The organism is Pseudomonas sp. LB3P81 (assembly GCF_054897965.1).
Genome location: NZ_JBUBVG010000001.1, coordinates 87813 through 110053, shown reverse-complemented (window position 1 = coordinate 110053; position 22241 = coordinate 87813). Strand labels below are relative to the sequence as shown.

At 55.0% G+C, this 22241-nt stretch carries 24 protein-coding genes and 2 tRNA genes; 6 read left to right on the top strand and 20 right to left on the bottom strand.

What is annotated here, in order from left to right:
- The first annotated feature begins 121 nt into the window (after positions 1–121).
- A complete protein-coding gene (locus tag ACYZTL_RS00630; RefSeq protein WP_461950116.1) occupies positions 122–1432 on the top strand; it encodes a DUF1036 domain-containing protein in 1311 nt (436 codons plus the stop codon).
- 603 nt (positions 1433–2035) lie between these two features.
- Here ACYZTL_RS00630 and ACYZTL_RS00625 read toward each other — a convergent pair.
- Together ACYZTL_RS00625 and ACYZTL_RS00620 are read right to left on the bottom strand one after the other, a co-directional pair.
- Positions 2036–3052, bottom strand: coding sequence for a DNA translocase FtsK (locus ACYZTL_RS00625; protein WP_461950115.1), 1017 nt, complete (start codon positions 3050–3052; stop codon positions 2036–2038).
- Between the two features lie 498 nt (positions 3053–3550).
- Complete coding sequence (locus ACYZTL_RS00620) at positions 3551–4987, bottom strand: hypothetical protein (protein WP_461950114.1); 1437 nt, start codon at positions 4985–4987, stop codon at positions 3551–3553.
- A gap of 469 nt (positions 4988–5456) precedes the next feature.
- Here ACYZTL_RS00620 and ACYZTL_RS00615 point away from each other — a divergent pair, with 469 nt between their 5' ends.
- The gene (locus ACYZTL_RS00615; protein ID WP_461950113.1) at positions 5457–6497 is read left to right on the top strand and encodes a DUF4238 domain-containing protein; all 1041 of its coding nucleotides are present in this window, start codon (positions 5457–5459) and stop codon (positions 6495–6497) included.
- Positions 6498–6786: 289 nt separating this feature from the next.
- On the opposite strand, the gene ACYZTL_RS00610 is transcribed toward ACYZTL_RS00615, so the two are convergent.
- The 10 genes from ACYZTL_RS00610 to ACYZTL_RS00565 form a co-directional block, all read right to left on the bottom strand.
- Positions 6787–7719, bottom strand: coding sequence for an FRG domain-containing protein (locus ACYZTL_RS00610; RefSeq protein WP_461950112.1), 933 nt, complete (start codon positions 7717–7719; stop codon positions 6787–6789).
- A gap of 68 nt (positions 7720–7787) precedes the next feature.
- Positions 7788–8126, bottom strand: coding sequence for a DUF2971 domain-containing protein (locus ACYZTL_RS00605; RefSeq protein ID WP_461950111.1), 339 nt, complete (start codon positions 8124–8126; stop codon positions 7788–7790).
- A 6-nt stretch (positions 8127–8132) separates the two neighbouring features.
- Positions 8133–8597: a hypothetical protein gene (locus ACYZTL_RS00600; RefSeq protein WP_461950110.1), complete on the bottom strand. Its 465-nt coding sequence runs from the start codon at positions 8595–8597 to the stop codon at positions 8133–8135.
- 32 nt (positions 8598–8629) lie between these two features.
- The gene (locus tag ACYZTL_RS00595; RefSeq protein ID WP_461950109.1) at positions 8630–8827 is read right to left on the bottom strand and encodes a hypothetical protein; all 198 of its coding nucleotides are present in this window, start codon (positions 8825–8827) and stop codon (positions 8630–8632) included.
- A 221-nt stretch (positions 8828–9048) separates the two neighbouring features.
- A tRNA-Leu gene (locus ACYZTL_RS00590) sits at positions 9049–9135 on the bottom strand.
- 194 nt (positions 9136–9329) lie between these two features.
- Positions 9330–9403: transfer RNA gene (locus ACYZTL_RS00585), tRNA-Cys, on the bottom strand.
- A 418-nt stretch (positions 9404–9821) separates the two neighbouring features.
- The gene (locus ACYZTL_RS00580; RefSeq protein ID WP_461950108.1) at positions 9822–11168 is read right to left on the bottom strand and encodes a glutamine synthetase family protein; all 1347 of its coding nucleotides are present in this window, start codon (positions 11166–11168) and stop codon (positions 9822–9824) included.
- 23 nt (positions 11169–11191) lie between these two features.
- On the bottom strand, positions 11192–11746 hold the full coding sequence (locus tag ACYZTL_RS00575) for a helix-turn-helix domain-containing protein (RefSeq protein ID WP_461950107.1): 555 nt from the start codon (positions 11744–11746) through the stop codon (positions 11192–11194).
- Between the two features lie 26 nt (positions 11747–11772).
- Positions 11773–13062, bottom strand: coding sequence for an NAD(P)/FAD-dependent oxidoreductase (locus ACYZTL_RS00570; protein ID WP_461950106.1), 1290 nt, complete (start codon positions 13060–13062; stop codon positions 11773–11775).
- Positions 13063–13270: 208 nt separating this feature from the next.
- Entirely contained in the window at positions 13271–14473 is a 1203-nt protein-coding gene (locus tag ACYZTL_RS00565) for an NAD(P)/FAD-dependent oxidoreductase (RefSeq protein WP_461950105.1), read from the bottom strand.
- Between the two features lie 266 nt (positions 14474–14739).
- Here ACYZTL_RS00565 and ACYZTL_RS00560 point away from each other — a divergent pair, with 266 nt between their 5' ends.
- The gene (locus tag ACYZTL_RS00560; protein WP_461950104.1) at positions 14740–15306 is read left to right on the top strand and encodes an RrF2 family transcriptional regulator; all 567 of its coding nucleotides are present in this window, start codon (positions 14740–14742) and stop codon (positions 15304–15306) included.
- A 3-nt stretch (positions 15307–15309) separates the two neighbouring features.
- On the opposite strand, the gene ACYZTL_RS00555 is transcribed toward ACYZTL_RS00560, so the two are convergent.
- Positions 15310–15645 carry a hypothetical protein gene (locus tag ACYZTL_RS00555; protein ID WP_461950103.1) on the bottom strand — a complete coding sequence of 112 codons (336 nt, stop codon included), beginning with the start codon at positions 15643–15645 and terminating at the stop codon, positions 15310–15312.
- Between the two features lie 70 nt (positions 15646–15715).
- Positions 15716–15934, bottom strand: coding sequence for a hypothetical protein (locus ACYZTL_RS00550; protein ID WP_461950102.1), 219 nt, complete (start codon positions 15932–15934; stop codon positions 15716–15718).
- Between the two features lie 162 nt (positions 15935–16096).
- Here ACYZTL_RS00550 and ACYZTL_RS00545 point away from each other — a divergent pair, with 162 nt between their 5' ends.
- Both ACYZTL_RS00545 and osmE read left to right on the top strand, forming a co-directional pair.
- Entirely contained in the window at positions 16097–16336 is a 240-nt protein-coding gene (locus tag ACYZTL_RS00545) for a hypothetical protein (RefSeq protein WP_461950101.1), read from the top strand.
- Between the two features lie 13 nt (positions 16337–16349).
- Positions 16350–16712, top strand: coding sequence for an osmotically-inducible lipoprotein OsmE (gene osmE, locus ACYZTL_RS00540; protein ID WP_461950100.1), 363 nt, complete (start codon positions 16350–16352; stop codon positions 16710–16712).
- Positions 16713–16760: 48 nt separating this feature from the next.
- Here osmE and ACYZTL_RS00535 read toward each other — a convergent pair whose 3' ends face one another.
- Positions 16761–16964 (bottom strand): DUF2188 domain-containing protein, encoded by a 204-nt coding sequence (locus tag ACYZTL_RS00535; protein WP_461950099.1) that lies wholly within the window; start codon positions 16962–16964, stop codon positions 16761–16763.
- Positions 16965–17172: 208 nt separating this feature from the next.
- Between ACYZTL_RS00535 and ACYZTL_RS00530 the strand changes: the two genes are divergently transcribed.
- The gene (locus tag ACYZTL_RS00530) at positions 17173–17535 is read left to right on the top strand and encodes an NUDIX hydrolase (protein WP_461950098.1); all 363 of its coding nucleotides are present in this window, start codon (positions 17173–17175) and stop codon (positions 17533–17535) included.
- 6 nt (positions 17536–17541) lie between these two features.
- Here the strand turns inward: ACYZTL_RS00530 and ACYZTL_RS00525 are convergent, their stop codons facing one another.
- The 5 genes from ACYZTL_RS00525 to benA form a co-directional block, all read right to left on the bottom strand.
- Complete coding sequence (locus ACYZTL_RS00525) at positions 17542–18240, bottom strand: alpha/beta hydrolase (RefSeq protein WP_461950097.1); 699 nt, start codon at positions 18238–18240, stop codon at positions 17542–17544.
- Positions 18241–18279: 39 nt separating this feature from the next.
- Entirely contained in the window at positions 18280–19053 is a 774-nt protein-coding gene (locus ACYZTL_RS00520; protein ID WP_461950096.1) for a 1,6-dihydroxycyclohexa-2,4-diene-1-carboxylate dehydrogenase, read from the bottom strand.
- 134 nt (positions 19054–19187) lie between these two features.
- On the bottom strand, positions 19188–20201 hold the full coding sequence (benC, locus tag ACYZTL_RS00515) for a benzoate 1,2-dioxygenase electron transfer component BenC (protein WP_461950095.1): 1014 nt from the start codon (positions 20199–20201) through the stop codon (positions 19188–19190).
- Between the two features lie 10 nt (positions 20202–20211).
- The gene (gene benB / locus ACYZTL_RS00510) at positions 20212–20700 is read right to left on the bottom strand and encodes a benzoate 1,2-dioxygenase small subunit (protein ID WP_461950094.1); all 489 of its coding nucleotides are present in this window, start codon (positions 20698–20700) and stop codon (positions 20212–20214) included.
- Positions 20697–22061 carry a benzoate 1,2-dioxygenase large subunit gene (gene benA / locus ACYZTL_RS00505; protein ID WP_461950093.1) on the bottom strand — a complete coding sequence of 455 codons (1365 nt, stop codon included), beginning with the start codon at positions 22059–22061 and terminating at the stop codon, positions 20697–20699. Before benA ends, benB begins: the two co-directional genes overlap by 4 nt.
- Positions 22062–22241: the final 180 nt, after the last annotated feature.

Genomic DNA, 22241 nt, shown 5'->3' with positions numbered 1-22241 from the left:
TGGATGCGAAAAAAATCGTTGCACTTGGATACAGCAAATAAGTCTCCATATGAGACAGTGGATACAACAAAAAGGCTATCGCATCCTTAAAACTTTACAACGGACGCCATTGGAATGGGTGATGAAGATGACAAAATTGCTCTATTTTGGCGTAATTTTGCTCGCCATCCTTGGGTTTCATAAGTCTGCGCAAGCAGGCGTTTTTATGTGTAACGATACGGCTAACAAAATTTATGTTGCGATCGGCTATCAAGAAGACAAGAAATGGTATTCACAGGGTTGGTTTACATTTAAACCACGCGAATGTAATGCCCTAAGGCTGGGTGTCCCGCAAAATCGATATTTTTACTATTTCGCTGAGACTGAAAGCCAGAAATCCACTTGGGGCGGAAAGAACAGCCCAAACGCTGGATTTTTTTGCACGTCTGATAAAGTGTTTCACTATGAAAATGTGGACACAGACTGTCCAGGCAAAAACTTCAAACGTATCGACTTAAATGGCGCTGATCAGTACACATTTACTCTCACCGAGGGTAGTGACCCCAAAGCAGTTGCATTAAATTGCCAATCCGAGCTTTCGGAAGGGCGCGAATCATTTGCTAGGTGCTGGATGCATGGAATGGCAACGGAGAAGCAAGCAGAAATTCTTAATTGCTGGGATAAAACTGATACCAAAGCAGCCTTTGCGATATGCGCCAATCGTGACAGACTCACCCAGCAACAGTATGAAATTGCAAACTGCGCAGCTAAATATAATGCCGATCGCGTTACCACTAAATTTGCCCGTTGCATCTCGCAAAACACATTGAATGAATCGGATCAACGACTTATGGGCTGCGCCCTTAATCACAAGGGAGACTACCGCGCAACGCTTGAGTGCGCCGCTCTTTCAAGTCTTTCTGATGATCAAAAGCGTATCTACAACTGCGTCTCCGCGAATACCGATAGCTACGTTCAAACAGGTGTTTGCCTAGCCGGCGACCGATTGTCCCCCGAGCAACAAAGAATCACAGGCTGCGTGCTGAAAAACCGGGGCAGCTACACCCAGATGGGTGTCTGCGCGGCAGGCGGTAATCTCTCACCTGAGCAACAGGCATTCGTTTCTTGCGCGATGCAAACCGGCGGTCAACCCTATGCATTCGCTGGCTGCGTGGGCACTCAATTGACACTAAACGAACTGGATAAGTGCATGACCCAAGGGATTGGAGGTGATGGCTGTTTTGGAGACAACAACACCGTAGTCAAACTGGTAAGCAATGCCTTCAAAGACATCAGCGAAGGTCCTGGACCTAGCAATGATCTACTTGGGAAAGACGGCTGGGTAGGTCGCAAAGCGCATGATATAGACCACGACATCCATCACGGCCCAGGTAATACTAACGACATTGTCGGCTGTGACGGTTTTGTCGTTGGAATGTTTGGGGGCTGCTAGTCGCTTATTCGCGCCAATACTGGGGCAACAAACCCCGGGGGCAGCAGTTAGTCTGTTAGCCAAAGGGATTGGAGCCTTGGTCGAAGTTACCTCAGTCGGAATCAAAATTTAGGAGGATGGTACATGACTCCATCCTGCGCTTGTAGCTACTTAGCCCTCTGAGATCTGCTTTTTCAACCCGTAACTGGAAAATAAACCTCAATGGCTTTTAAAAAAAATTTCGCGGATACAACAGGAGCGTCGTTTATGACTAGGTCTTATGCCCGGCTCGTCCACCAGCACAATCCCGGCAATTGCGGCAGGGTCGGCTGAGTGCCCGCAGTTGACCGACTTCTGCCTGTCGCCACCGTCAGCTTTGGGTCCAGGCTGTGTGAAAACGTAGCAGTGCCTTTAGGGCTTCCAGAAACAGGGCGAAAATCACGCCTGTACGCAAAATCTAGCTCTGCCCAATCAGCCAAACATTTACGGATTTCACATAGAAACGCTCTGTTCAATTCGTCGATGACGTTTTCACACAGCCTGGGTCGACTACTGCCGCTGGCATCAGACGACAGTCGACCCAAAACAGCCGTGCGCGAGGTCTAGCAAAAGAGTGGCGATGCATTATTTACAAGGCAACAAGGCACATGTGCATATACCGTGTTCCGCTGGCGGATCAAAAGCAATCCCGGCCTTGTGAAGACGCACGTATATACAGTCAACACCTATGCGCCAACCCTCTGGCATCAACTCTTTGAGCCCCAAGCCGCCGTTTATCCTGCTGGCATCCAGAAATTTACTTTCATCCAGCGTGATATGTACGATAGCCAGGCTATTCCTCAGTACGCGTGCCACGCCTTCAATCGGCCAACCTGCTTTGAACAGCCCAACACCCGTGTGCAATAAAAATTTTCGTGGCACTACATGCTCCCCCCTGCCCGGGCCGCTCTTTCCATACCCTTTAGGAACGAAGTCATCCGAAATGAAATACATAAATATATTTGTATTCGGCGGAGCCTCTTCAGTTAATACCCGTCGAATGTATCTAGCGAGGCGAAGATAAGATCGTTCCATTTTTTCTTCGGTATCCGTGACCTTTTGATATCTCCATTCTTGCGCAGCACACAACGTCGCAAGCTCGGCCTTGATATCCCCGTACGCCAAAGCAGGGGGAAAGTTTTCTAGCAGCCACCCAGCAAGCGCGCCAGCGGCACAAAACAGCGACGCATGGGGTGCACCATCAAGTACCTTGAATACAACGTTGCGCTGTTTTACTGCCTCTCCTCCGACGGGCGAGAGAAGTTTAATGGCGCGAGTATCGCCATATCCGTCTTCCTCGTGAGTCTCCCAAAGAAAAAGTGCCAACTCAAAAACCTTGCGAGCATATTTGTCACGCCCTGACATCGGCGGCGCAGACTCGGTTTTCCTTATATACGTCGGGGTAAGGGTGCGAAAACCATGGACATGCAGGGTGCTGACCACTCCGTTTATCTCGAGTGCGTTCATCAATGAACGGGCAACACTGTAGCCAAGCTTGAGTCTGCGCTGTAACAACGAGATGGAAGCCCATTGCTCGGCGATGAGGACGTCCTCGGCCGCAGCCATGAGTTCACGTGAGTGATCAGTTGGGGACGCATTCATCTGTGACGCTCCTGGCGTTTAATTTCTTTTGGAGACAAACCTACCGTCTCTGCATGAGCTGCATTAACAGCCTCCGCGCCCTCCTAGCATTTCGATTTTTGAAAATAAATTTGTCCGGTTGCTTGCATTGATTTTAGCGAATGGCTTCTGGCGGAAAACAAAGAATTTGCCTGGCATGCCTCGATAGACGAGGTAACGGTCAGCCGCATTGACCCGCTCGCCACCTGAGTGAGGCGATTTACTCTCTTCCATCCCAAGCCTATGAATGGCTCGAAAACAATTGATGACCGGCTGCATTGGGTCGTTTTCTGCCTCTCGCGACCGGCAGAGAACCGGCCAGAAGGAGCCCGTGAGATGCCTAAGTAATCGAGGGCGACTCACACCCACGTTCCAGGGCCAACGCCGAGTCCGCCCGATGCCGCAGCTTTCTCGGCAAAAGCTGCGCAATCGTTGGCTCTCTCAACGCGACTGAAGCCAATTACCCTTTGAAAGAAATAATCAGCCTATAGGTGGCGCTATATATCCGACTTTGATTGATTCAAGCTTGTCATAGATGATTTCCCTTGAGTGCTCATCGTACCGAGCCTGATAAAAACTAAAATCACATCGCTGAAATAAGCCACATAAGCATTCTATTTTCTTTATTATTTTCAGCTTGCTTTCTGTTGGAGTATTTATTCCGAAGATAATGCCTTCTAGCGAGTCGAAGTTGTAGCGTAGTTTCCTATTGGTATCGCTTTCTAAATCATTAATTGATGAGCTCAGTATTAGGCGAGATTCCTTTTCTCTGTCCCACGCTCTAAGCTTCACAGTTGCAGCATGATAAAAATTTTTCCAATAATCCTTTCGCCAGTTTTCTTGATCGTTGAACATCCCTTCGCAGCACGCGCTGTGCTCGTTATTCTCTCCCGTGAACCATGTTTTCGAAAGAACTGGCATAGGCAGATGCCCCAAAGACCTGAAAAAATCAAGGTCAACGAAGGACTTTTCGTATGATACTTCATGGAAGGCGAAGTTGACTGTTCCCCAAGTAATACCGTTTAAGTCCTGTCCGTTAGGTGCGGTCAAATCCATCGAGATACGACTATTGGTTTTTTTTGTTCTAAATTTTAAGCAAACGTCCTTATGGTACCCACCGTAGCTACCCCAGATAGACGAGTCTGAGCATGCGGACATGAAACATGCAGTGAACCAACTGGGGTACATCAACTTTTCAATATCTCTACAAAAAGTCTCTGGGTATTCAAATAGCAGGAAGAACCAGTATTCACGGCCTTTTCCTTCTGTCCGAAACCTAGTCAATAGCTGTCGCTCGCTGTTGGCCTGGTAAGTCTTCAGAAAACTTAATTCTTGTTCTTTTGTTAGTTTTTCGTTGGTGGTAATGGATAATGAGCTATTCTTAATGTAGCTGAGCACCTCATTTCGATTGGCTGGAAAATAACTTAAAGGTTCAGATAAGATTCCGTGCTCATGAAAAGACTCAAGCACGATATCTATAAAATAAAAATGTAACGTCTGGATATAAGCAAGCAACTCCCAGCGCCTAACTTTTCGATCTAGCGATATCGCTGATATGTACTCGCTTATAATTGGTTCCGAAATTAGTTTTTCGAAAATATCATCGTTTAACTTGTTCATTGCTTCGGTGGCAGAAACACATGTAGCAAAGACACCTGCTTTTTTGATGGGGATTTCTTCCTTTTCAGCGCATACAAAATCAAGGCTGCTGTCAATCAAGCATCTGAGATAATGCTTTATTAAATTTCTCCAGACTATCTTATCTCCTTTGAAAAATATGTCCTTATATCCCTCAAGCGGATCATTAAGCTGTTCTGGAGATGCGAAAAAGATGTACTGGTCGTCTAGTTCGCCCGGGGTACCATTCTCCCCCAATAGCCTCTTTACCGGTCTAAACCTATACATGAAGTCTGTCATCAAAGTCCTTTAGATAAGTATCCCACAGTACGTAGGGTAGGCCTTGGCTTTCTTCGCAGGAACTATAGCTGATGGAGATTGGTGTTTGGCATTTCATTGGTGGATCCATGGATTGTATTTACACCAAACGACACCACCAGGATTGTGCGTACGCGCACCCATTGATCTATTCAATCCCGTTCAAGACAAAACCGGTCACAGCCATCCCCGTCAGTATTGCGTCCAATAGCTGTGGTAATGGGCCGGATCAAGTGGCATCCCCAAATCCACAAGAGCAACATTGGCGCACCGCCCAAGCTCGACAGTGTTTTCTGAGTTCACCATCACATCGCCCCGTATAGCCGGATACCCCCTCGCAGCCGGGCTCATGAAGGCAATCACCAGCTTGCACAACTTGTTCAAAAGCCATTGCACGTTCCATTTTTGGCTTATCCTACTGTTCTCACTAAGCAGAACGGCTGTTCCCCCCATGGACAAGTTCGAAAAGCTCACATCCAAACAGCACCTTGAGGGGCCGAAACAGCAGCATTACGTGCCAAAATTTTATTTGAAGGGGTTTACCTCAAACCAGGTGCTTTGCGTTTTCGATCGGGTCAAGGGGGAGATCAGGCACCGACAGTCTCCGCAGGCTGTAGCAACCGTTCGACACCTTTATACCTTTGAGGACAAACAAGATCGCAAGCGGTTTGATCTGGAGGTGCTTTTTGGTCTCGTAGAAGATGCTGCTGCTCCAATCTTGAATTCGCTCGCACAGGGAGCCCGCATAAGTCAGGAGGAGCGAGAGTCTTTTGCGCTCTTTCTTGGTCTCGCTGCTGTACGGACGCCTGCCGCCATTGCTGAGGCGAAAGCTGCATACGCTGGAATGGTAAAGCTTCAGGCAGGGCAGATTTTCATCGATGAGAATAGGGTCTTAGAGCTTCTCAAAAAAATGAATGGTTCTAATGTGGATGAAACGTTGCTGCGGGATCAAGCCAGGGACGTCGCAGAGATGACTCGAAGCGATTCGTTTGACGTCGAAGTGGATCAGCAGTTTGCCCTTCACCGTTCATTGAACGTCTGGCATATCGTGGCTGAAGAACTGTTCAAGCGAGACTGGAGGATCCTACATGTTCCGAGTGGCGAACACAGTTTCTTGACGTCGGACTCCCCGATTGTTGTGCAGTCTAGGTCCTCGTCACTCCGACAGGAGCCGATTGGTTACGGTTCGCCACATGCACAGATTCTGTTCCCCCTTACCTCGAAGTGTGCGCTTGTCACGTGTGGGTCATTGGGGCGCACAGGCCGAAGCACTATAACGGTTGAAAATCTGCATCGGTTCAATCGAACGATCGCCCAGGATTGTCATAGATACGTTATGGGAAGTGACGCGGATCTAGTGCAAAGAATAACCGCGGAATTAGGGCTAGCCAAAACAAAATGGGAGCCTAAATCGAGCGTCGAGGTTGGATATCGGATGGAAGCGGACGGAAAATTATCTGTCGTAGGCTTGCTTAAGCGTAAGGGGTGTTAGGTAGCCATCTTATGCGGTGAATGACGGCGCCATTGCTTAGCATCGAAAGTGTCCGGGGTTGCTTCTGGCGTGGGCTGGAAATGCGTCGGTAGGACACCACCACGTAAGCCGCTCCTGCCTCATCCATCGCTGGTCAGTGCGAATGCAAATGGGTGGTCAGTTGGAATGCAATTGGCTGGTCAACGGGAATGCAAATAGGTGGTCAAGTCGGTGCAATTACCCATTTGAGCGCAGTCCACTCTATTTGTAACCGGATGGGGTGTTCTTTTGACTTGTTCAGTGGGTAAATCTACGGCCCCTCGGGTGGTCCGTTGAATTCACTAAAAGCCCAATCTTCAACATTTCTTCGCGCGCCTTCCATACCAGGAAACAATACGGGAGCGCTTACCCCATAATTTGCGCAAATCCTCAACAGCCGTGGGCACTCTGAAAACGGCATTGTGGTTTTCACAAACGCAGGTTGGCCAAGACCACTTAGAGCTTCCGCAAGCTCCGTTTCCTCTTCAAGACCAGCCTGTACTGCCTCATAGTGGGATATTCCGCGATGAATCGTGAATACACCCGACTGAGCGGCTAAATTTGCTGTGGTGCCACCGGGAAGCGACACCAATGCTACTTTGGTCCATTCTTTCCTCTTCAGAGTGTTGAGCGACCAAACGGCGATTTCATCGGGCGGTTCTTTAAGCTTTAGGGCAGATGATGCCGCGAAATATGCGGCGACGAACGACCTTCTAGTCCAGTCTAAGAGACGTGTAGGAACCCCATAATGCTGAGCTACAGCGAGAGGTTCGTCGAATGCTGGATCGGGCCAACCCGTTTCCATTTTTTGGGAAACAATTTGTGAGAGCCTCAGTTGAAGCTCCCGATCGTATCCAGGGACTCTTAAGCCGGATATATCGCAAGCTTTAAGAAACCTTTCAAGTACCAATGCTTCGAAATGTGCCTGTTCTTTCGCTGTAGGGCTGCGAGTTCCAAAAAGGCTGCGAGTGGTTAATTGTCCAGTGGATCTGAACGCTGATGGCTCTAGTCGCCACTCGGCGTTTGCTTGGCCACGGTGAATGTACTGATCATTGAGCAGCTCATCCTCACCTGGTGTAAGTGCGGCAATGAATTGTCGTGCGTCAGCGCATGGGATGTCCAAAATTCGATTTGTTGTCATGATGTCGGGGCCTTTATATAGAAAACTACTTCTGCTTGACAATGTGCAGTAACTGGCACTCAAGGTATCTCGTGGACTGAGTCAAAGAGACTCAGTCCACGAGATACCCTCGGCATGCAAGTGCCCGCTATTCAACAGTCATTCAGCTCTAGGGAGGTCGTTCCTGGCAGAAAAACTGCTTCTCGAAATTTGACCTCGTGGCCGAATTTTTTCACAACTATTTCGCGATATCTTTCACGGGTTTCAGGCGGACATTTGGCTCCAAAAACCACCTCAGCTATAGGCGCTGGCAGATCATACTCTCCTGATTTTGGACTGATGTATCGCCACTCTTTCTCGTATGCCCAAGCTGATGTCTTAGTACAGATTGCCCGTTGAATCTGTTCATCTTGAAATGAAATGGTCGATTCCGGTGGTCCGTCATCGTAAAAAACTACAGTTGAGGAAAAACCTCTTTCGAAGGCCGGCACGTCGTCTCAGCTGCAGTAGTCCGCGTTGATGAAGTCGCGCAGCCAATGGTGCTCGAATATCTCGCAGTAGTCGCGCTTGCCGTCGCTGGACCAGTTCGTGTGCTTGTCGAGGATCTCCATCAGCCGGTTCGCGTACTCGTAGCGATCCTTGTAGGTCGAGGCGGCCAGCAGGTCGGCGGCCCAGTAGACGATCCAGTTGAAGTCCGTGTCGGTGGTCGGGTGCCAGGTGCCGCTCTGGCCCGCGCCGGACACCTTGATGCCGTGATAGAACTCCCACAGCGCCTGGCCCACCAAGCGGCCGGCGGCATACGGGTTGCCAGTGTTGTTGACGCACAGGAAGCCGCCGACCGTCATTCGGTTCGCGTCGCTGGTGTGCACGCGCCCAGCGTTCGAGTTCGAGAAGTACAGCAGGTCGGTGCTCGACGGGCTGTAGCCGACCCCGTAGTAGCGATGCCAGAAAGCCTGCGGCACCGCCGTGCTGAGCGCCCCCTCGTGGATGAACTTCAGCTGGTTCGCGCAGTCACAGTCGAGGTCGGAGCCGACGTCGTAGTAGCGCCACAGAAAAAAGTGGTTAGCTCGTGGTGCAGGTTGCTCGGGTTGTCGAAGCAGCCGCCGCCGGCACTCAGGCCGGCCAGCATTACCAGGGCGAGCATCAGCGCCAGGGCGCGATTGCCGGCGGGTATCCATTCGATCAGGCGCATAGCACCGCCTTGGCCTTGGACCAAAGCTCGCGGGGCTCGGCACGGCCATTGCCGCCGCCGTTGATCACGGTGCTGATGCCGTCGAACAGCCCCAGGTCGGCCAAAGTGGCCCCCCTGGTGCTTATTTCTCCGCGTGCCCGTCTAACAGACACCGTATAGACACGAAGACCCGCACCCAACAAAAAGGGCTTACCACGAAATCGGTAAGCCCTTGATATGTATGGTGCCCGAAGCCGGAATCGAACCGGCACGCCCTTACGAGCGGGGGATTTTAAGTCCCATGCGTCTACCAGTTTCGCCATTCGGGCGGTAGCGCGGTAAGCAATCTGAAGGCTGACAAATGTGGATCTGTCAGCTCTGACGCCTGTGCAACAGAGGACGAAATATATACATCCCGTCCCGGTGAAGCAAGTTCGCAAATGCCCATTTCAAGACTAAATCTTGCAGGGCAACGCAAATAAAAAAGCTCCGTAAATCATAGATCTACGGAGCTTGTTTAAAGTGGAGGCCGAGGTCGGAATCGAACCGGCGTAGGTGGATTTGCAATCCACTGCATAACCATTTTGCTACTCGGCCTCAAACATCTGATGTCATGTAGCACAACATCAAACGCGTACAAACTTGGAGTAGATACTAGATCTAACTCCTTGAAAACGTTGAGCTTTTTCAGCGGTCAGCGCTTTCGATGGCGTGAATTATGTACTGATTTCCCGAGGCTGGCAACCCCTTGATTTCAAAAAAAATTATGTCCGATGGTTTGAACGTTTACAGGAGGTTGCTCGCCGCTACTCAACGGCCAGGCAAAAAAAATCCCGGGCAGCTGATGGACGCCCGGGATTTAAAAATGCATAAACCGTGGTGGTGAACGCGGGGCGAATATTACGGAATATTTCACCGTGTAACAAGATATTTTGACTCACTATCCGGTTACTAAACTTTCTAACCCCTTAAATATCCACACTTTTTTTAAGGTTGCGTTGCGATAAGCGGCCACCTACAAGTACCAGCGATATTCACGGGCACTGATGTCCTGCAGAAATGCCAAATGGTCCTGACGCTTGTTTTCGCAATATACATTCACGAACTCTGCGCCCAATCCCTCACGTAGTTGCGCATGGCTTTGCATTGAACGTACGGCCTCCAACATCTCCAGCGGGAAATCGATGCCACTGCCACGATCTTCGTTGAGCGGTGCGATCGGCTCACGCCCCGCTTCCAGTCCTTGCTCCAGCCCCACCAGAATCGCCGCCAATACCAAGTAAGGGTTGGCGTCGGCGCCGGCGAGGCGATGTTCGATCCGTAGATTTTTAGCGTCTGACTCAGGCACCCGCAGGCAGGCATCCCGATCTTCGAAGCCCCAGCTGGCGCGTGTCGCGACATTCACGGTGCCGCTCAAGCGACGCATCGCGTTGTGGTTCGGGGCAAAGATCGGCATGCAGTGCGGCAACAGTTCAAGGCAACCGGCCACCGCATGGCGCAACGGTTGTTGTCCGTTGGCCGCCAGCAGGTTGTTGCCCGCCTCGTCATACAGGCTCACATGAACATGCATGCCGCTGCCGGGGTGTTGCAAGTAAGGTTTGGACATGAAACTGGCGCGGTAATTGTGCTTCATGGCCACGCCACGGGTGCTGCGGCAAAACAAGGCGGCCCAGTCGGCGGCCCGCAGCCCGTCATCGAGGTGACCGAAGTTGATCTCGAACTGACCCGGGCCCAGTTCGGCGGTGATCACCGTGGTGTCGATGCCTTGCGCCCGCGCGGTCTCGACCATTTCATCGAGCACCGGCGCAAACCGCGACAGCCGCTCGATGTGCATGTTCGGCTGATCGTCCGCGTCGTCGGTCAGCGGGTCGCGCGCGAACTGCGGCAAGCCGTCGCGCAACTGGCGGTCGAACAGATAGAACTCCAGCTCGAAGGCCACCACCGGGAAAATCCCTTTGCGGCCGAGCCGCTCCAGCACCTGCGCCAGCACTTCGCGTGGTTCGAAGACGATCGGTTTTTCAGTGCCGCTGGAGGTGATCAGCATCTGCCCCAAGGGCTGCTTTTCCCAGTCGACGATTTTCAGTGTGCCTGGCACCAGACGGCGCGGCGCATCCGGGTCGCCGTCGTTGAAACAGTAGTCGCCAATGTTGAACAGCCCGCCCTGCGTACCCAGCAACACACAATTCTGCGGCAGCTTGAGCGCGCTGCCGGCGGCGACTTTTTCGAGCATCTCGATCGGATAGCGCTTGCCGTAGAAATGCCCGGGGATGTCCAGGGAAATCAGGTCCACATAACGCACATCCGGGAAGCGCTGACGAAACGCGCGAACTTCAGCGACCAGATCAGAGCAGACAGCATCCATCATGTTGTTCCTTGTTGTTTTTATCAGGTGTAAACCCAGAGCACCCGGGTGAGCTGATCGGAGAGATTGCCGTAGCGGCAATGGGTATGGCTGGCGAGCTGAAAGCTGTCCCCGGCACCCAGGGTGACCGGTTGATCGTCATCCAGCCAAAGTGTCAGTTGCCCTTCGAGCACGTAACCGCCCTGCTCCGAGCTGTCGTTCATGTGCCGGTCACCGCTGCTGGCGCCGGGCTCAAGCTGGCTTTCGAGCATCGAGAACGACGCGCGCATTTTTGGCGAGACCAGGATGTCGGTGATGCCGTCGGCGTAATACAGCGTGCGGCGCTCGTCCGGCCGGGTCACCCACGGCAAGGCCATGGGTTTGGGCAGGCTGTAGAAATAGGTGGTCGGTACGCCGAAGGTTTCGCTGATGGCGGTCAGGTCCGCCACTGTCGGCCGTGACAGTCCACGCTCGACTTGCGAGAGAAAACCGACGGAGCGACCGATTTTGTCCGCCAGTTCCTTGAGCGTGTATTTTTTGTGTTTGCGCAGGTCCTGAATCAGGATCGCCAGCGCCGAGATTTCTTCTTGCCTGTCCATCTGAAAGCTTCCAGAAAATGTGCGATTCAAAGGCTGTCGCGCAAGCGATACCAGGCCTTGCCGATGGCTTCCAGCGGCGCCGCCATGTATTTGCCACCGGGGAAACTGCCGTTGACCAGGCCCTGATACAAGGCCAGTTCATCCGGCTGACCCAGTATCGCGTCGGACACGGCGCGGGCACCGGCCAGGGTCGGCAGCACGCCGTGGCCGGAGTAACCCTGAAGCCAGTAGAGATCACCGCGGCGACCGATATCAGGCGTGCGCTTGAGCGTGAGATCGATATGCCCGCCCCAGGCGAATTCCAGCTCTACATCCTTGAGTTGTGGAAACACCCGTTGCAGAAAGGGTCGGGTCGCGGCGGCGATGTCCTTCGGCATGCCACCCAGGTACGTGCAACCGCCACCAAACAGCAACCGGTTATCCGGCGTACGACGGAAATAATCGAGCACGAATTGATTGTCGGTGACGCAGACATTGCTCGGCAGCAGCGCCGTGGCGAGCTCTTCCGAGAGCGGCGCTGTGGCTACCTGATAAGTGCCAACCGGCAAGACACAGCTCGATAGCTTCGGATCCAGTCGATCCAGATAAGCGTTGCACGCCAGCACCAGCACATCGGCCCGAATACGACCGCGCTCAGTGGCCACCACGTACCGGCCACCCTCTTCGCGATAGCTCAGCGCCTTGCTTTGTTCGTGAATACGACCACCGGCGCGCTCAATGGCGGCGGCCAGACCGAGCGCCAGTTTCAGCGGATTCAGGTGCGCGCCTTCCGGATCAAACAGCCCGGCCTGATAGCGTTCACTGGCGATCCATTGCGGCAACTGCTCACGCGGGATGAATTGCAAACCGTCGTGGCCCCACTTGTGGCTGGCCTCGTCTTGCCATTCGGTCAGCAGACTTACTCGACGCTGTAGCACTGACGTCCAGAGATGGCCGGCCCGGTAGTCACAATCGAAATCATGGCGTTCGGGCAATGCCCGCAGTTCCTGTGCAGCCCAGCGCATGCCGTCCCACAACCGCCGTGCGCGCTCGTAACCCAGCGCAGCCTCCAGCGGTGGCATGTCGCACGACCAACCGAGAATGGCCTGACCACCATTGCGCCCCGACGCCGCCCAGGCAACCCGACTGGCTTCCAGCAAGGTCACGCGCTTACCGGCCAGGGCCAGCCGCAACGCCGTGTGCAAGCCACTGAAACCGGCGCCGATGATCACTACTTCGCTGTCGCGCTCACCCTCCAACGCCGCACGCTCCACCAGACGATCTGCGCAAGTGTGGGCGTAGTAACTGGCGACGTGCCGGGTGGATTGCTGGAACATGCAGGCCTCATGAATTTTTTTTATTTATATTTCATGAAAAAATACACATGTTATTTCATAGACGCAAGAACCTGTAGAAGCGAGCTTGCTCGCGATGGTGTGTCAGTCAACCCTATGTGGCTGACACTCCATCGCGAGCAATCGAGCGTCGACCGGCTGCTCCTACAGGGGATTTAGGTGATTTCCAGTTCGCGGAAGGCTCAGCGACTCAGGCGACAGGAATCATCGGATCAGCCGCAGCCAACGCAGCGGCGCGGTCAGCAGCCGGCGGGTAGATCCACACCGTGTTGATCTGCGTCTTCAGGTTCTTGCCTTCCTGTTTGACCAGTTTGACCTGGCGGTCCCAACCCTCGGTGTACACCGCACCCCAGCTGCCCAGATCCAGGCAGGTCACATATTTAGGCTGGCTGTACGGTGTCGGATCAACGCCGAGAATGTGCGCTGCAACGTTATTGCCGGCGTGACGCCCCAAGGAAATAGCGTGCTGGCAGGTCATCAACGCGTAGTTGCCGATGTCGTCGGAAGCGGCATAAGCAACGTCGCCAGTGGCGTAGATATCGTCCTGACCGATGACTTTCAGGTGGCTGTCCACGTGCAGGCGACCAAGGTGATCGCGTTCCGCCGGGATCTGCTCGGTCAGCGAACTGGCGCGCACACCGGTGGTCCAGACCACGGTATTGGCATCGATGCGCTGGCCGTCGCTCAAGGTGACACCGTTGGCATCGACGGAAAGCACCGACGCCTTCAAGTGCCATCTCACGCCGGTTTCAACGCTGGCCTCTTCGATCGACCTGGCGATTTCAGCGCCCATCGACCCGCCAATTTTCTCGCCGCGATCGACGATGATCACCTCGACGTCAGCCCGATCACCCAGGATGGCACGCAGACGTGCGGTCATCTCGGTCGCCGTTTCAATCCCGGTGAAGCCGCCGCCCGCCACGACGACGGTGTTGCGGGCTTTACTTTCCGGCAGGTTGACCAGGGATTTCAGGTGATTTTCCAGGCGCACGGCCTCTTCAATCTGGTCAACGTCGAACGCATGTTCAGCCACGCCTGCGGTGGCCGGAGTGGCGAGACGGCTGCCGGTGGCCAGAACGAGTTTGTCGTAGCTGCACAGGTGTTTGGCACCCGACGCATCAATGTAGCCAACGCGTTTTTGCACAACGTCGATGGTTTCTGCAGCGCCTTTGATGAACTTCACGCCGACGGCATCAAACAGCTCACCAATCGGTGCAGCCAGCTGGTGCGCATTCGGTTCATAGAAGCGCGGACGCACGCGCAGCTCGGCCTGCGGAGCCAAAACAGTCACTTCAACGTCGTTGTGACCATGAATGTCGAACAGACGCGTAGCGCTCAAAGCTGTCCACATACCACCGAAACCTGCGCCGATTACCAGGATGTGCTGTTTCATTTTTAACTCCGAGAGAAGGCCGATCAATGAATTCGTCGAAGGTCATGCGCTTGTCAGTGCCGACCGAACAACTGCGACTGTATTGATCCTAGTTAACCGAAGCAATCGGCTTTTCTGATGGTTTCTATCGAAAACTTTGATCCACTGCATAGCGCTACCCCATCTATGCGACAAGGCAGTGCAGGAGGAGATGAGCGACGCCGGCGTTCGTTGCCTGGCTAACGCTCTGCTGATAATATTTACGACAACATTAGTCGGAGATCCAAATGTCTCTTTATAGCGCGGGCGTCGAGTACGGCATTCACTGCCTGCTTTTTCTGGTAGGCAATTGCGGCGACACCCGTGAGGCGAGCGTGCGCGAACTGGCGGAGCTGCAAGGCGTGCCGCAGGACTATCTGGCGAAAATTTTCACCAAACTGGCCAAGGCAAAACTGGTGGTGGCCACTGAAGGCGTACGTGGCGGTTTCAAGCTGGCGCGGCCCTCCGACGAAATCAGCGTGCTCGATATCGTCAATGCCATCGACGGCCAGAAGCTGATTTTCGACTGTCGCGATATTCGCGGGCGCTGTGCTCTGTTCGAAGGCGAAGCACCTGCCTGGGCGATGTCAGGTCACTGCTCGGTGCATGCCGTCATGATGACTGCGCAGAAACGCATGGAGGACGCCCTCGCCCAGCAGACCATTCTTGATCTCGCCAGGAGAGTGGGACGAAAGGCGCCGGCTGAGTTCGGTGCGCAGGTGGACAACTGGATCAACGATCGTCGGGAAAAGAAAAGCAGCGCAAGCGTGGACAGTGACGATCAGGTCATCCCGGTGACCGAGGTCACCGGCTGATTCTCACAGACAGTCGCGTACAGCCTGGCGCAGTGCACCGGACTTGGCCCAAGGCGGGCCCTGATAAAGCGAGACCCGGCTGCCATCCCTGGATTTCACGATATCGACTATTTCGTCAGCCGTGATGATGCTGGGTGCCGTGATCCGGTAGCCATTGGAAATCCCCGTTTGTGCCGAGGCGGGAATTTCCTTCTGCCACGCCGGTAGCACACAGGCCGCATATTCTTTCGGCGCCTTTTCGCTGTATTTGCTGACATTCGGCTCACCCGGCACCAAAGAAGCGGGCAGTGAACACCCTGCCAGTAACGTCACCACGACCCCTGCCATCCACGTCCGCATGACGCATCCTTATACTGAAAAAAGGAAATGTAGCGCGTCGTTCAGCAGACATCCATTGATCGAACAGCACTCATTGTGCGGCGTTTTCATCTTTGGGGTCCGGATAGGATCTTGCGTTCAAATAGGTCATCCACCGTTCATACGCTTCGTGCTGCCACCGGCTCACCCGCTCCCATTCCGGGCCGCTCAGTTGATGCGCAGAGATCAGCTGCATCATTTCTGTGGTCGCCGCGTCCAGATCGACGATCAGCTCATGTGCGTGAAATCGAAAGTCATCGGTCGTCGTCATTTGAAGTTGCCTCGCCCTAGCAATAGTTGACCACTTTCAGTACGACACCAGATCTGTCCGTTCCCGTTCAACTTCCCGACCAAAGGCTGCACCGACGAACAAAACGCCCTGATCCATGAATCGGGGCTAAAATTTTGTAGCAGAGATGTTCAGGAGGTCGTCATGTGGCTTAACGAATCTGAAAACGAACTTCGGCGCGACCTGCAAAGCGTTGCGTCGGATCTGAGATGGTCGGCGGTAGAGCTTCTGCGTCTGGCAGATCAGCTACGCCAGGCTGGCAATGATGTGGACGCACAGGCCGTCATGAGGCTGTGCGATTTGTTCCAGGGTGATGAACAACGGCTGGCGGGTTATGCCGAAGAAGTGAAGGCCAAGGCTATCAGTCGAAACAAGGCTCACTGACGGGAGCGTTGTCATGAAAAAGGCTCTATGCGCGCTGGCTCTCGCGTTGGCGGCGTCGGGCGGCTGTAGCACTGAATCACGCGTCTATCGTGACCAGCCGCTGGTAGCCAAGGTCGAAACCGGCATGAGCAAGGAGCAGGTCCAGCAGATTGGCGGACAGCCTCAATCAATCAGCGACCGCACGGTCGTGCCCGGCACATGCTTTGACTACAAACTGGTGCAAGCCGGCCACCAGCAGTCGTACAACGTCAGTTTCGATGGCAAGGGCAAGGTCGATCACAAAAGCTTCATGACCTGCGCGGAATGGAGCAATGCGCAGCAAAAGGCCAGGGAGCCCTCTAGCACTGGCGGGACGGGCGGCGGCGGCGGTTATTAATCCGTCAGCAAGATAGAAAAGCCCCGGTAATCCGGGGCTTGATGCTGACTATTTATCGGCTTTGCGGCTATCGGCCGGCCTTTTCGCCCGCGCCTTGTAACCGGGAAGAGACGCCGCAAAGGCCAGTGCCTCTTCCCTGCTGGCAAAGGCTCCCAACCGGTCGCCTTGAGTGCATACCCGCCAGGGGCCGTTGTTCACGCTGAGTACGTCATAACCGTTCATGTGCATCTTGTTCAGCATCGGAACGCTCATAAGCAACCTCCATTTCGGTACTGATATTCAGAACTGACCTGCCTACCTTACACCCACGCTTCACAGAGATGCCGACCAGACGTCGCGACAGAGTTTCGGCATCCGGTTGCACTTTCAGCCCCTGCGACACCTCCAACCATCCAGAGGCCCGCGATACCGGGCCGACCTGAATATTGCTGTTTTATGACAACAAGCAACCAGGTAACACATGAAAGTGCGAGCAACCGTCATTTGTGAGCAGGACCGGTACATTCTCCTGGTGCGCAAGCCAAGGTGTCGCTGGACGCTGCCCGGCGGAAAGGTCGAGCGCGGTGAAACCGTCGCCGCCGCCGCAATGCGCGAACTTTGGGAAGAGACCGGCTTGGGGGCCAATGACTTGCTGTACCTGATGGAGCTGGACTCGGGCGGCACCCGGCACCACGTTTACGAGGCATCGGTGCTGAACTCGAATGAGGCGCGACCGCAAAATGAAATCTTCGATTGCATGTGGTTTCCCCTGGACGCGGTGCACAATCTGAACACAAGCGACGCCACGCTAAGAATCGTCAAAGCGTTTCAGCGTCGCCTGTAAAGGTGCCTAGGCCTTGGACAATGCCGTGGCAGCCCTGTCGATAAACGCTGCCACCTCGGTCGGCATCGAGGCAAGGGACGCATGACTGGCGTTCAACGTCAGGATCTCTCTGGCGTTCAACCGCGCCGCCATCCATTGCTGATTCTGTGGCGCGATCATCCGGTCATCGGACGAGACCTGATACCACGACGGTTTGTTCTTCCACGCCACGGTGTTGATCGTGTCGCCAAACGTGCCAGCCAGTGGTGCTTTTTGGGTGATACCCATGACCAGTCCTTCGGTCGCGGGCAGGTCCTGACAAAAACTTTCGTGGTAGAGATCCGCCTTGACCCACAAGTAGCCGTCGCTGTCGGGGGCCAGGTTCGCCGCCGCGGCAGGTAGATGCCGCTGTGTGATGCCACCTGGACTTTCGCCGGCATCCGGCGCAAACGCGGCGATGTACACCAACCCCACGACATTCGGTTGATCGCCGGCCTCGGTGATCACCGCGCCGCCATAGGAATGACCCACCAGCAATACCGGCCCCGCCACTTGCGCGACCATTTTGCGCGTGCGCTCGGCATCATCGGCCAATGACGTCAGCGGCATCTCCACCGCCCGAATGTTTGTATAGCCCTTGCTCAGCAGTTTGACGATAACCTTGTTCCAGTGGGCGGCACCGCCCCAAAAGCCATGAACCAGTACGATCGTGGGTTTGTCGCTCATCACGATGACTCCGTTTGATGTGGTTGTTAGCGAGCCGTGTCAGCCCTGGTCACCACCACCCACCGGCATGATCATGCCGGTGATGTAGGACGCTTCGTCGCTGGCCAGAAACAGAATAGCGGCTGCCTGTTCATCCAGTGTGCCGTAGCGTTTCATCAGACTGCTGTCGAGCGTCTGGTCGACAATCTGCTGATACCACACCTTTTCCTCAGCGCTTTGTTCGGCGCTGTTGCGCGGGATCACCCGCGGCGGCGCTTCGGTGCCACCGGGTGCCGTTGCATTGACCCGAACGCCACGTCCGGCGGTTTCGAACGCCAGGCAAGCGGTCAGCGCATTCACCCCGCCCTTCGCCGCACCGTACGGCACGCGGTTGATGCTGCGGGTGGCGATGGACGACACGTTGACGATGGCGCCACTGCCCTGCTCCAGCATGAACGGCAGCGCGGCGTGGCAGCACCACAGTGTAGGAAACAGCGAGCGACGAACTTCGGCCTCGATCTGCTGCGCTTCGTAGTGTTCGAAAGGTTTGGCCCAGATCGTCCCGCCGACATTATTGATGAGGATGTCGAGACGCCCGAAACGCTCGACGGCGGTTTGCATCACGCGACTGCATTCGCCGTATTGCTCGAGATCGGCGGTCAGCGCGAGCACCTGGCTGTTCTGGCCCAATTGCTGTTGCACTTCGAACACCCGCTCGGAGCGATCGACCAGAATCAACCGCGCCCCTTCCGCCGCCATGCGTTCGGCGACGCGTCGGCCGATGCCTTGGGCAGCGCCGGTGATCAGCGCGACTTTTTCGTGAAATCTGTTCATAGCCACCTCGTGTTCACGCCAACGAACCCTGTAGGAGCTGCCGCAGGCTGCGATCTTTTGATCTTGATTGAAAAAAACAAAAGCAAAAGATCGCAGCCTGCGGCAGCTCCTACAGGGTTCATCGTAAAAAAGGGTTATGCCGCGCTGGCGGCAAACTTCTCGTAGTAGAAATTCACCGGTGCAATGCCTTGTTCGCGAATGTACCGGCTGACCGCCTCGACCATCGGCGGCGGGCCGCACAGGTAGACATCGACATCGCCATCGTTCAAGTGCTGTGGCTCGATGTGCTGGGTCACGTAGCCCTTGAGCGGGTGCTGACTGTCGGGACTGGCCACGCAGGCGCTGAAGCTGAAATTCGGGATGCGCGCGGCGAAGGCTTCGAGTCGATCGAGTTCCACCAGATCGAAATCGTTGGTCACGCCGTAGATCAGATGCAGTGGATGCTCACTGCCCTGCTCGGCGATTTTTTCCAGCATCGCGGTGAACGGCGCCAACCCCGTGCCGCCGGCCAGCAGCAACAGCGGGCGACGAATGTCGCGCAGATAAAAACTGCCCAACGGCCCGGCCAGTCTCATGCTGTCGCCGGCCTTGGCCATGCCGGTGAGGAAGCTGCTCATCAAGCCGCCAGGCACGTTGCGGATCAGGAAACTGACCTCGCCGTCACGCTGCAACGAGCTGAACGAATAGGCGCGGGTCTGCTCGCTGCCGGGAATCCCGAGGTTCACGTATTGCCCCGGCAGGAACGCCAGTTTGCTCAGTGATTCACCCTTGATCGACAGCGCGATGGTGCTGTCGGACAACTGGCGTACGGCGCTGATGGTCGCCTCAAAACTGGCCTGTTGCGTACGGCAAACCTCTGAAGAAGTCGGCACACGCACCACACAATCGCTCTGAGCGCGCATCTGGCAGGTCAGGACAAACCCCTGCTCGGCTTCATCGGCAGTCAGGGCGTCTTCGATGTATTCCTCACCCAGGTCGTAACGGCCGGCCTCGGCGAAACACTTGCAAGTGCCGCAGGCGCCGTCGCGGCAATCCAGCGGAATGTTGATGCCCTGGCGGTACGCGGCGTCGGCCACGGTTTCGCCAACGTTGGCGTCGATGAACCGGGTGACGCCGTCTTCGAAATTGAATGCGATGGAATGAGTCATGACGGCCGCCTCACAGGTGGTAAACATCGATGACCTGGCGAACGTAATCGTTCTTCAGGATCACTTTCTTGGCCTTGATCAGCGGGTTTTCACCGCGCACATCAAGGGTGTAGAAACTGCTGCCGAAATAGCTGTCGACGGTCTTGTAGCGAAAGCTCAGGGTGTGCCAGTTGAAGCGCACCTTGCAGAGGCCGTCGACCTGATCCAGCAGCTCAATGTTGCTGATGTTGTGGGAGGTGCGGGTGTCCGGCACGGTGGCGCTGGAACGCTCGGTCTTGATGCGGAAGATGCGGTCTTCCAGACCGGTGCGGTTGCCGTACCAGATCAGCGAGATTTCCCGCTGCGGGTCCTCGGTCAATTCGTCGTTGTCGTCCCAGGACGGCATCCAGAACGTCGCGTCCGGGGCGTACAACTCCAGCCATTCGTCCCATTGCCGGTCATCGAGGTAACGCGCTTCGCGGTAGAGAAAGTCGCGCACAACGTCATAGGTGATGGTCATTGCACGGCCTCCACAGCAATCAAACCGGACTGTTCGGCAGCCAGCGCCTTGAGCATCGTTTGCTGCCAATACTTGTGCTGCAGCACGAACAGGCCTTCGTCTTCAGTGCGCACACCGCTGAGCAGTGGATGCAGGTCGATTTCTTTCGCCGCTTCGTCAGCGCCTTCGATCCAGTGCTCGGCGCCACGGGACATGTCGTTCCACGCGGTCACGCTGCCCTGATAGCTGGTCTGGCACGAGCGAAACTCCTCCAGATCGTCCGGCGTGGCCATGCCGCTGACGTTGAAAAAGTCTTCGTACTGACGAATGCGGCTCGAACGGGCGTGGTCGCTTTCGCCTTTGGGGGCGATGCAGTAAATGGTGATTTCCGTGCGGTTGACCGAGATCGGCCGGGCGATGCGGATCTGCGAGCTGAATTGATCCATCAGGTACACGTTCGGGTACAGGCACAGGTTGCGCGAGTTCTCGATCATCCAGTCGGCGCGGGCCTTGCCGAAGTCCTTGGCCAGCTCATCGCGACGCTCGTATAGCGGACGGTCTTCCGGGTTGGCCCAACGAGTCCAGAGCAGCATGTGGCCCTTGTCGAAGGAATAGAAACCGCCGCCCTGCTTGGCCCAACTGCCGGCGCTCATGGTCGGATTGCTGTCGCCGGCCTCGCGCTGTTTGCGCTGGTTCTGGGTGGCGGCATAGTTCCAGTGCACCGAGCTGACGTGATAACCGTCGGCGCCGTTTTCGGCGGTGAGTTTCCAGTTGCCTTCGTAGATGTAACTGGACGAACCGCGCAGCACTTCCAGGCCATCGGCGGACTGGTCGACGATCATGTCGATGATCTTCGCCGACTCGCCCAAGTGCTCAACCAGTGGCACGACGTCGGCCTTGAGGCTGCCGAACAGGAAGCCGCGATAGGATTCGAAACGCGCGACTTTGGTCAGGTCGTGGGAGCCTTCGCAATTGAAGCTCGCCGGGTAACCCGCCGCTGCCGGGTCTTTGACCTTCAGCAGCTTGCCGGAGTTGTTGAACGTCCAGCCGTGGAATGGGCAGGTGTAGGAGCTCTTGTTGCCGGACTTGTGTCGGCAGAGCATCGCGCCACGGTGACTGCAGGCGTTGATGAAAGCGTTGAGCTCACCGTCCTTGTTGCGCGCGATGAAGATCGACTGGCGCCCCATGGTGGTGGTGTAGAAATCGTTTTTCTCGGGGATCTGGCTTTCGTGCGCCAGGTACAGCCAGTTGCCTTCGAAGATGTGTTCCATCTCGAGATCGAACAGCCGCGGGTCGGTGAACATCTCGCGCTTGCAGCGGTAGATGCCCTGTTCTTTGTCATCTTCCAACAGGGAGTGAAGGTATTCGGGTCGCAGGGACATGGCCGCCGCCTCCATTGTTTTTATTCAGGCAGGGCCAATGCTAGGACGGGGCAATAGGGCGGACTATCCGCTGGGTGCAGACCTTTGTCCGTTTAGTGCAGAACTCGCTTCTGTGCGTCATTTTCGGAATCGGACTACATAACTGCTTACAAGTTTTGCATAGACTGCGCGCCTGACTAC

Excerpts from the sequence above, each read along its gene's own strand:
- ACYZTL_RS00630 (WP_461950116.1), top strand. The coding sequence starts at position 122 with ATGAAGATGACAAAATTGCTCTATTTTGGCGTAATTTTGCTCGCCATC.
- ACYZTL_RS00625 (WP_461950115.1), bottom strand. The coding sequence starts at position 3,052 with ATGAATGCGTCCCCAACTGATCACTCACGTGAACTCATGGCTGCGGCC.
- ACYZTL_RS00620 (WP_461950114.1), bottom strand. The coding sequence starts at position 4,987 with ATGACAGACTTCATGTATAGGTTTAGACCGGTAAAGAGGCTATTGGGG.
- ACYZTL_RS00615 (WP_461950113.1), top strand. The coding sequence starts at position 5,457 with ATGGACAAGTTCGAAAAGCTCACATCCAAACAGCACCTTGAGGGGCCG.
- ACYZTL_RS00595 (WP_461950109.1), bottom strand. The coding sequence starts at position 8,827 with ATGCGCCTGATCGAATGGATACCCGCCGGCAATCGCGCCCTGGCGCTG.
- ACYZTL_RS00580 (WP_461950108.1), bottom strand. The coding sequence starts at position 11,168 with ATGGATGCTGTCTGCTCTGATCTGGTCGCTGAAGTTCGCGCGTTTCGT.
- ACYZTL_RS00575 (WP_461950107.1), bottom strand. The coding sequence starts at position 11,746 with ATGGACAGGCAAGAAGAAATCTCGGCGCTGGCGATCCTGATTCAGGAC.
- ACYZTL_RS00570 (WP_461950106.1), bottom strand. The coding sequence starts at position 13,062 with ATGTTCCAGCAATCCACCCGGCACGTCGCCAGTTACTACGCCCACACT.
- ACYZTL_RS00565 (WP_461950105.1), bottom strand. The coding sequence starts at position 14,473 with ATGAAACAGCACATCCTGGTAATCGGCGCAGGTTTCGGTGGTATGTGG.
- ACYZTL_RS00560 (WP_461950104.1), top strand. The coding sequence starts at position 14,740 with ATGTCTCTTTATAGCGCGGGCGTCGAGTACGGCATTCACTGCCTGCTT.
- ACYZTL_RS00555 (WP_461950103.1), bottom strand. The coding sequence starts at position 15,645 with ATGCGGACGTGGATGGCAGGGGTCGTGGTGACGTTACTGGCAGGGTGT.
- ACYZTL_RS00550 (WP_461950102.1), bottom strand. The coding sequence starts at position 15,934 with ATGACGACGACCGATGACTTTCGATTTCACGCACATGAGCTGATCGTC.
- ACYZTL_RS00545 (WP_461950101.1), top strand. The coding sequence starts at position 16,097 with ATGTGGCTTAACGAATCTGAAAACGAACTTCGGCGCGACCTGCAAAGC.
- osmE (WP_461950100.1), top strand. The coding sequence starts at position 16,350 with ATGAAAAAGGCTCTATGCGCGCTGGCTCTCGCGTTGGCGGCGTCGGGC.
- ACYZTL_RS00535 (WP_461950099.1), bottom strand. The coding sequence starts at position 16,964 with ATGAGCGTTCCGATGCTGAACAAGATGCACATGAACGGTTATGACGTA.
- ACYZTL_RS00530 (WP_461950098.1), top strand. The coding sequence starts at position 17,173 with ATGAAAGTGCGAGCAACCGTCATTTGTGAGCAGGACCGGTACATTCTC.
- ACYZTL_RS00525 (WP_461950097.1), bottom strand. The coding sequence starts at position 18,240 with ATGAGCGACAAACCCACGATCGTACTGGTTCATGGCTTTTGGGGCGGT.
- ACYZTL_RS00520 (WP_461950096.1), bottom strand. The coding sequence starts at position 19,053 with ATGAACAGATTTCACGAAAAAGTCGCGCTGATCACCGGCGCTGCCCAA.
- benC (WP_461950095.1), bottom strand. The coding sequence starts at position 20,201 with ATGACTCATTCCATCGCATTCAATTTCGAAGACGGCGTCACCCGGTTC.
- benB (WP_461950094.1), bottom strand. The coding sequence starts at position 20,700 with ATGACCATCACCTATGACGTTGTGCGCGACTTTCTCTACCGCGAAGCG.
- benA (WP_461950093.1), bottom strand. The coding sequence starts at position 22,061 with ATGTCCCTGCGACCCGAATACCTTCACTCCCTGTTGGAAGATGACAAA.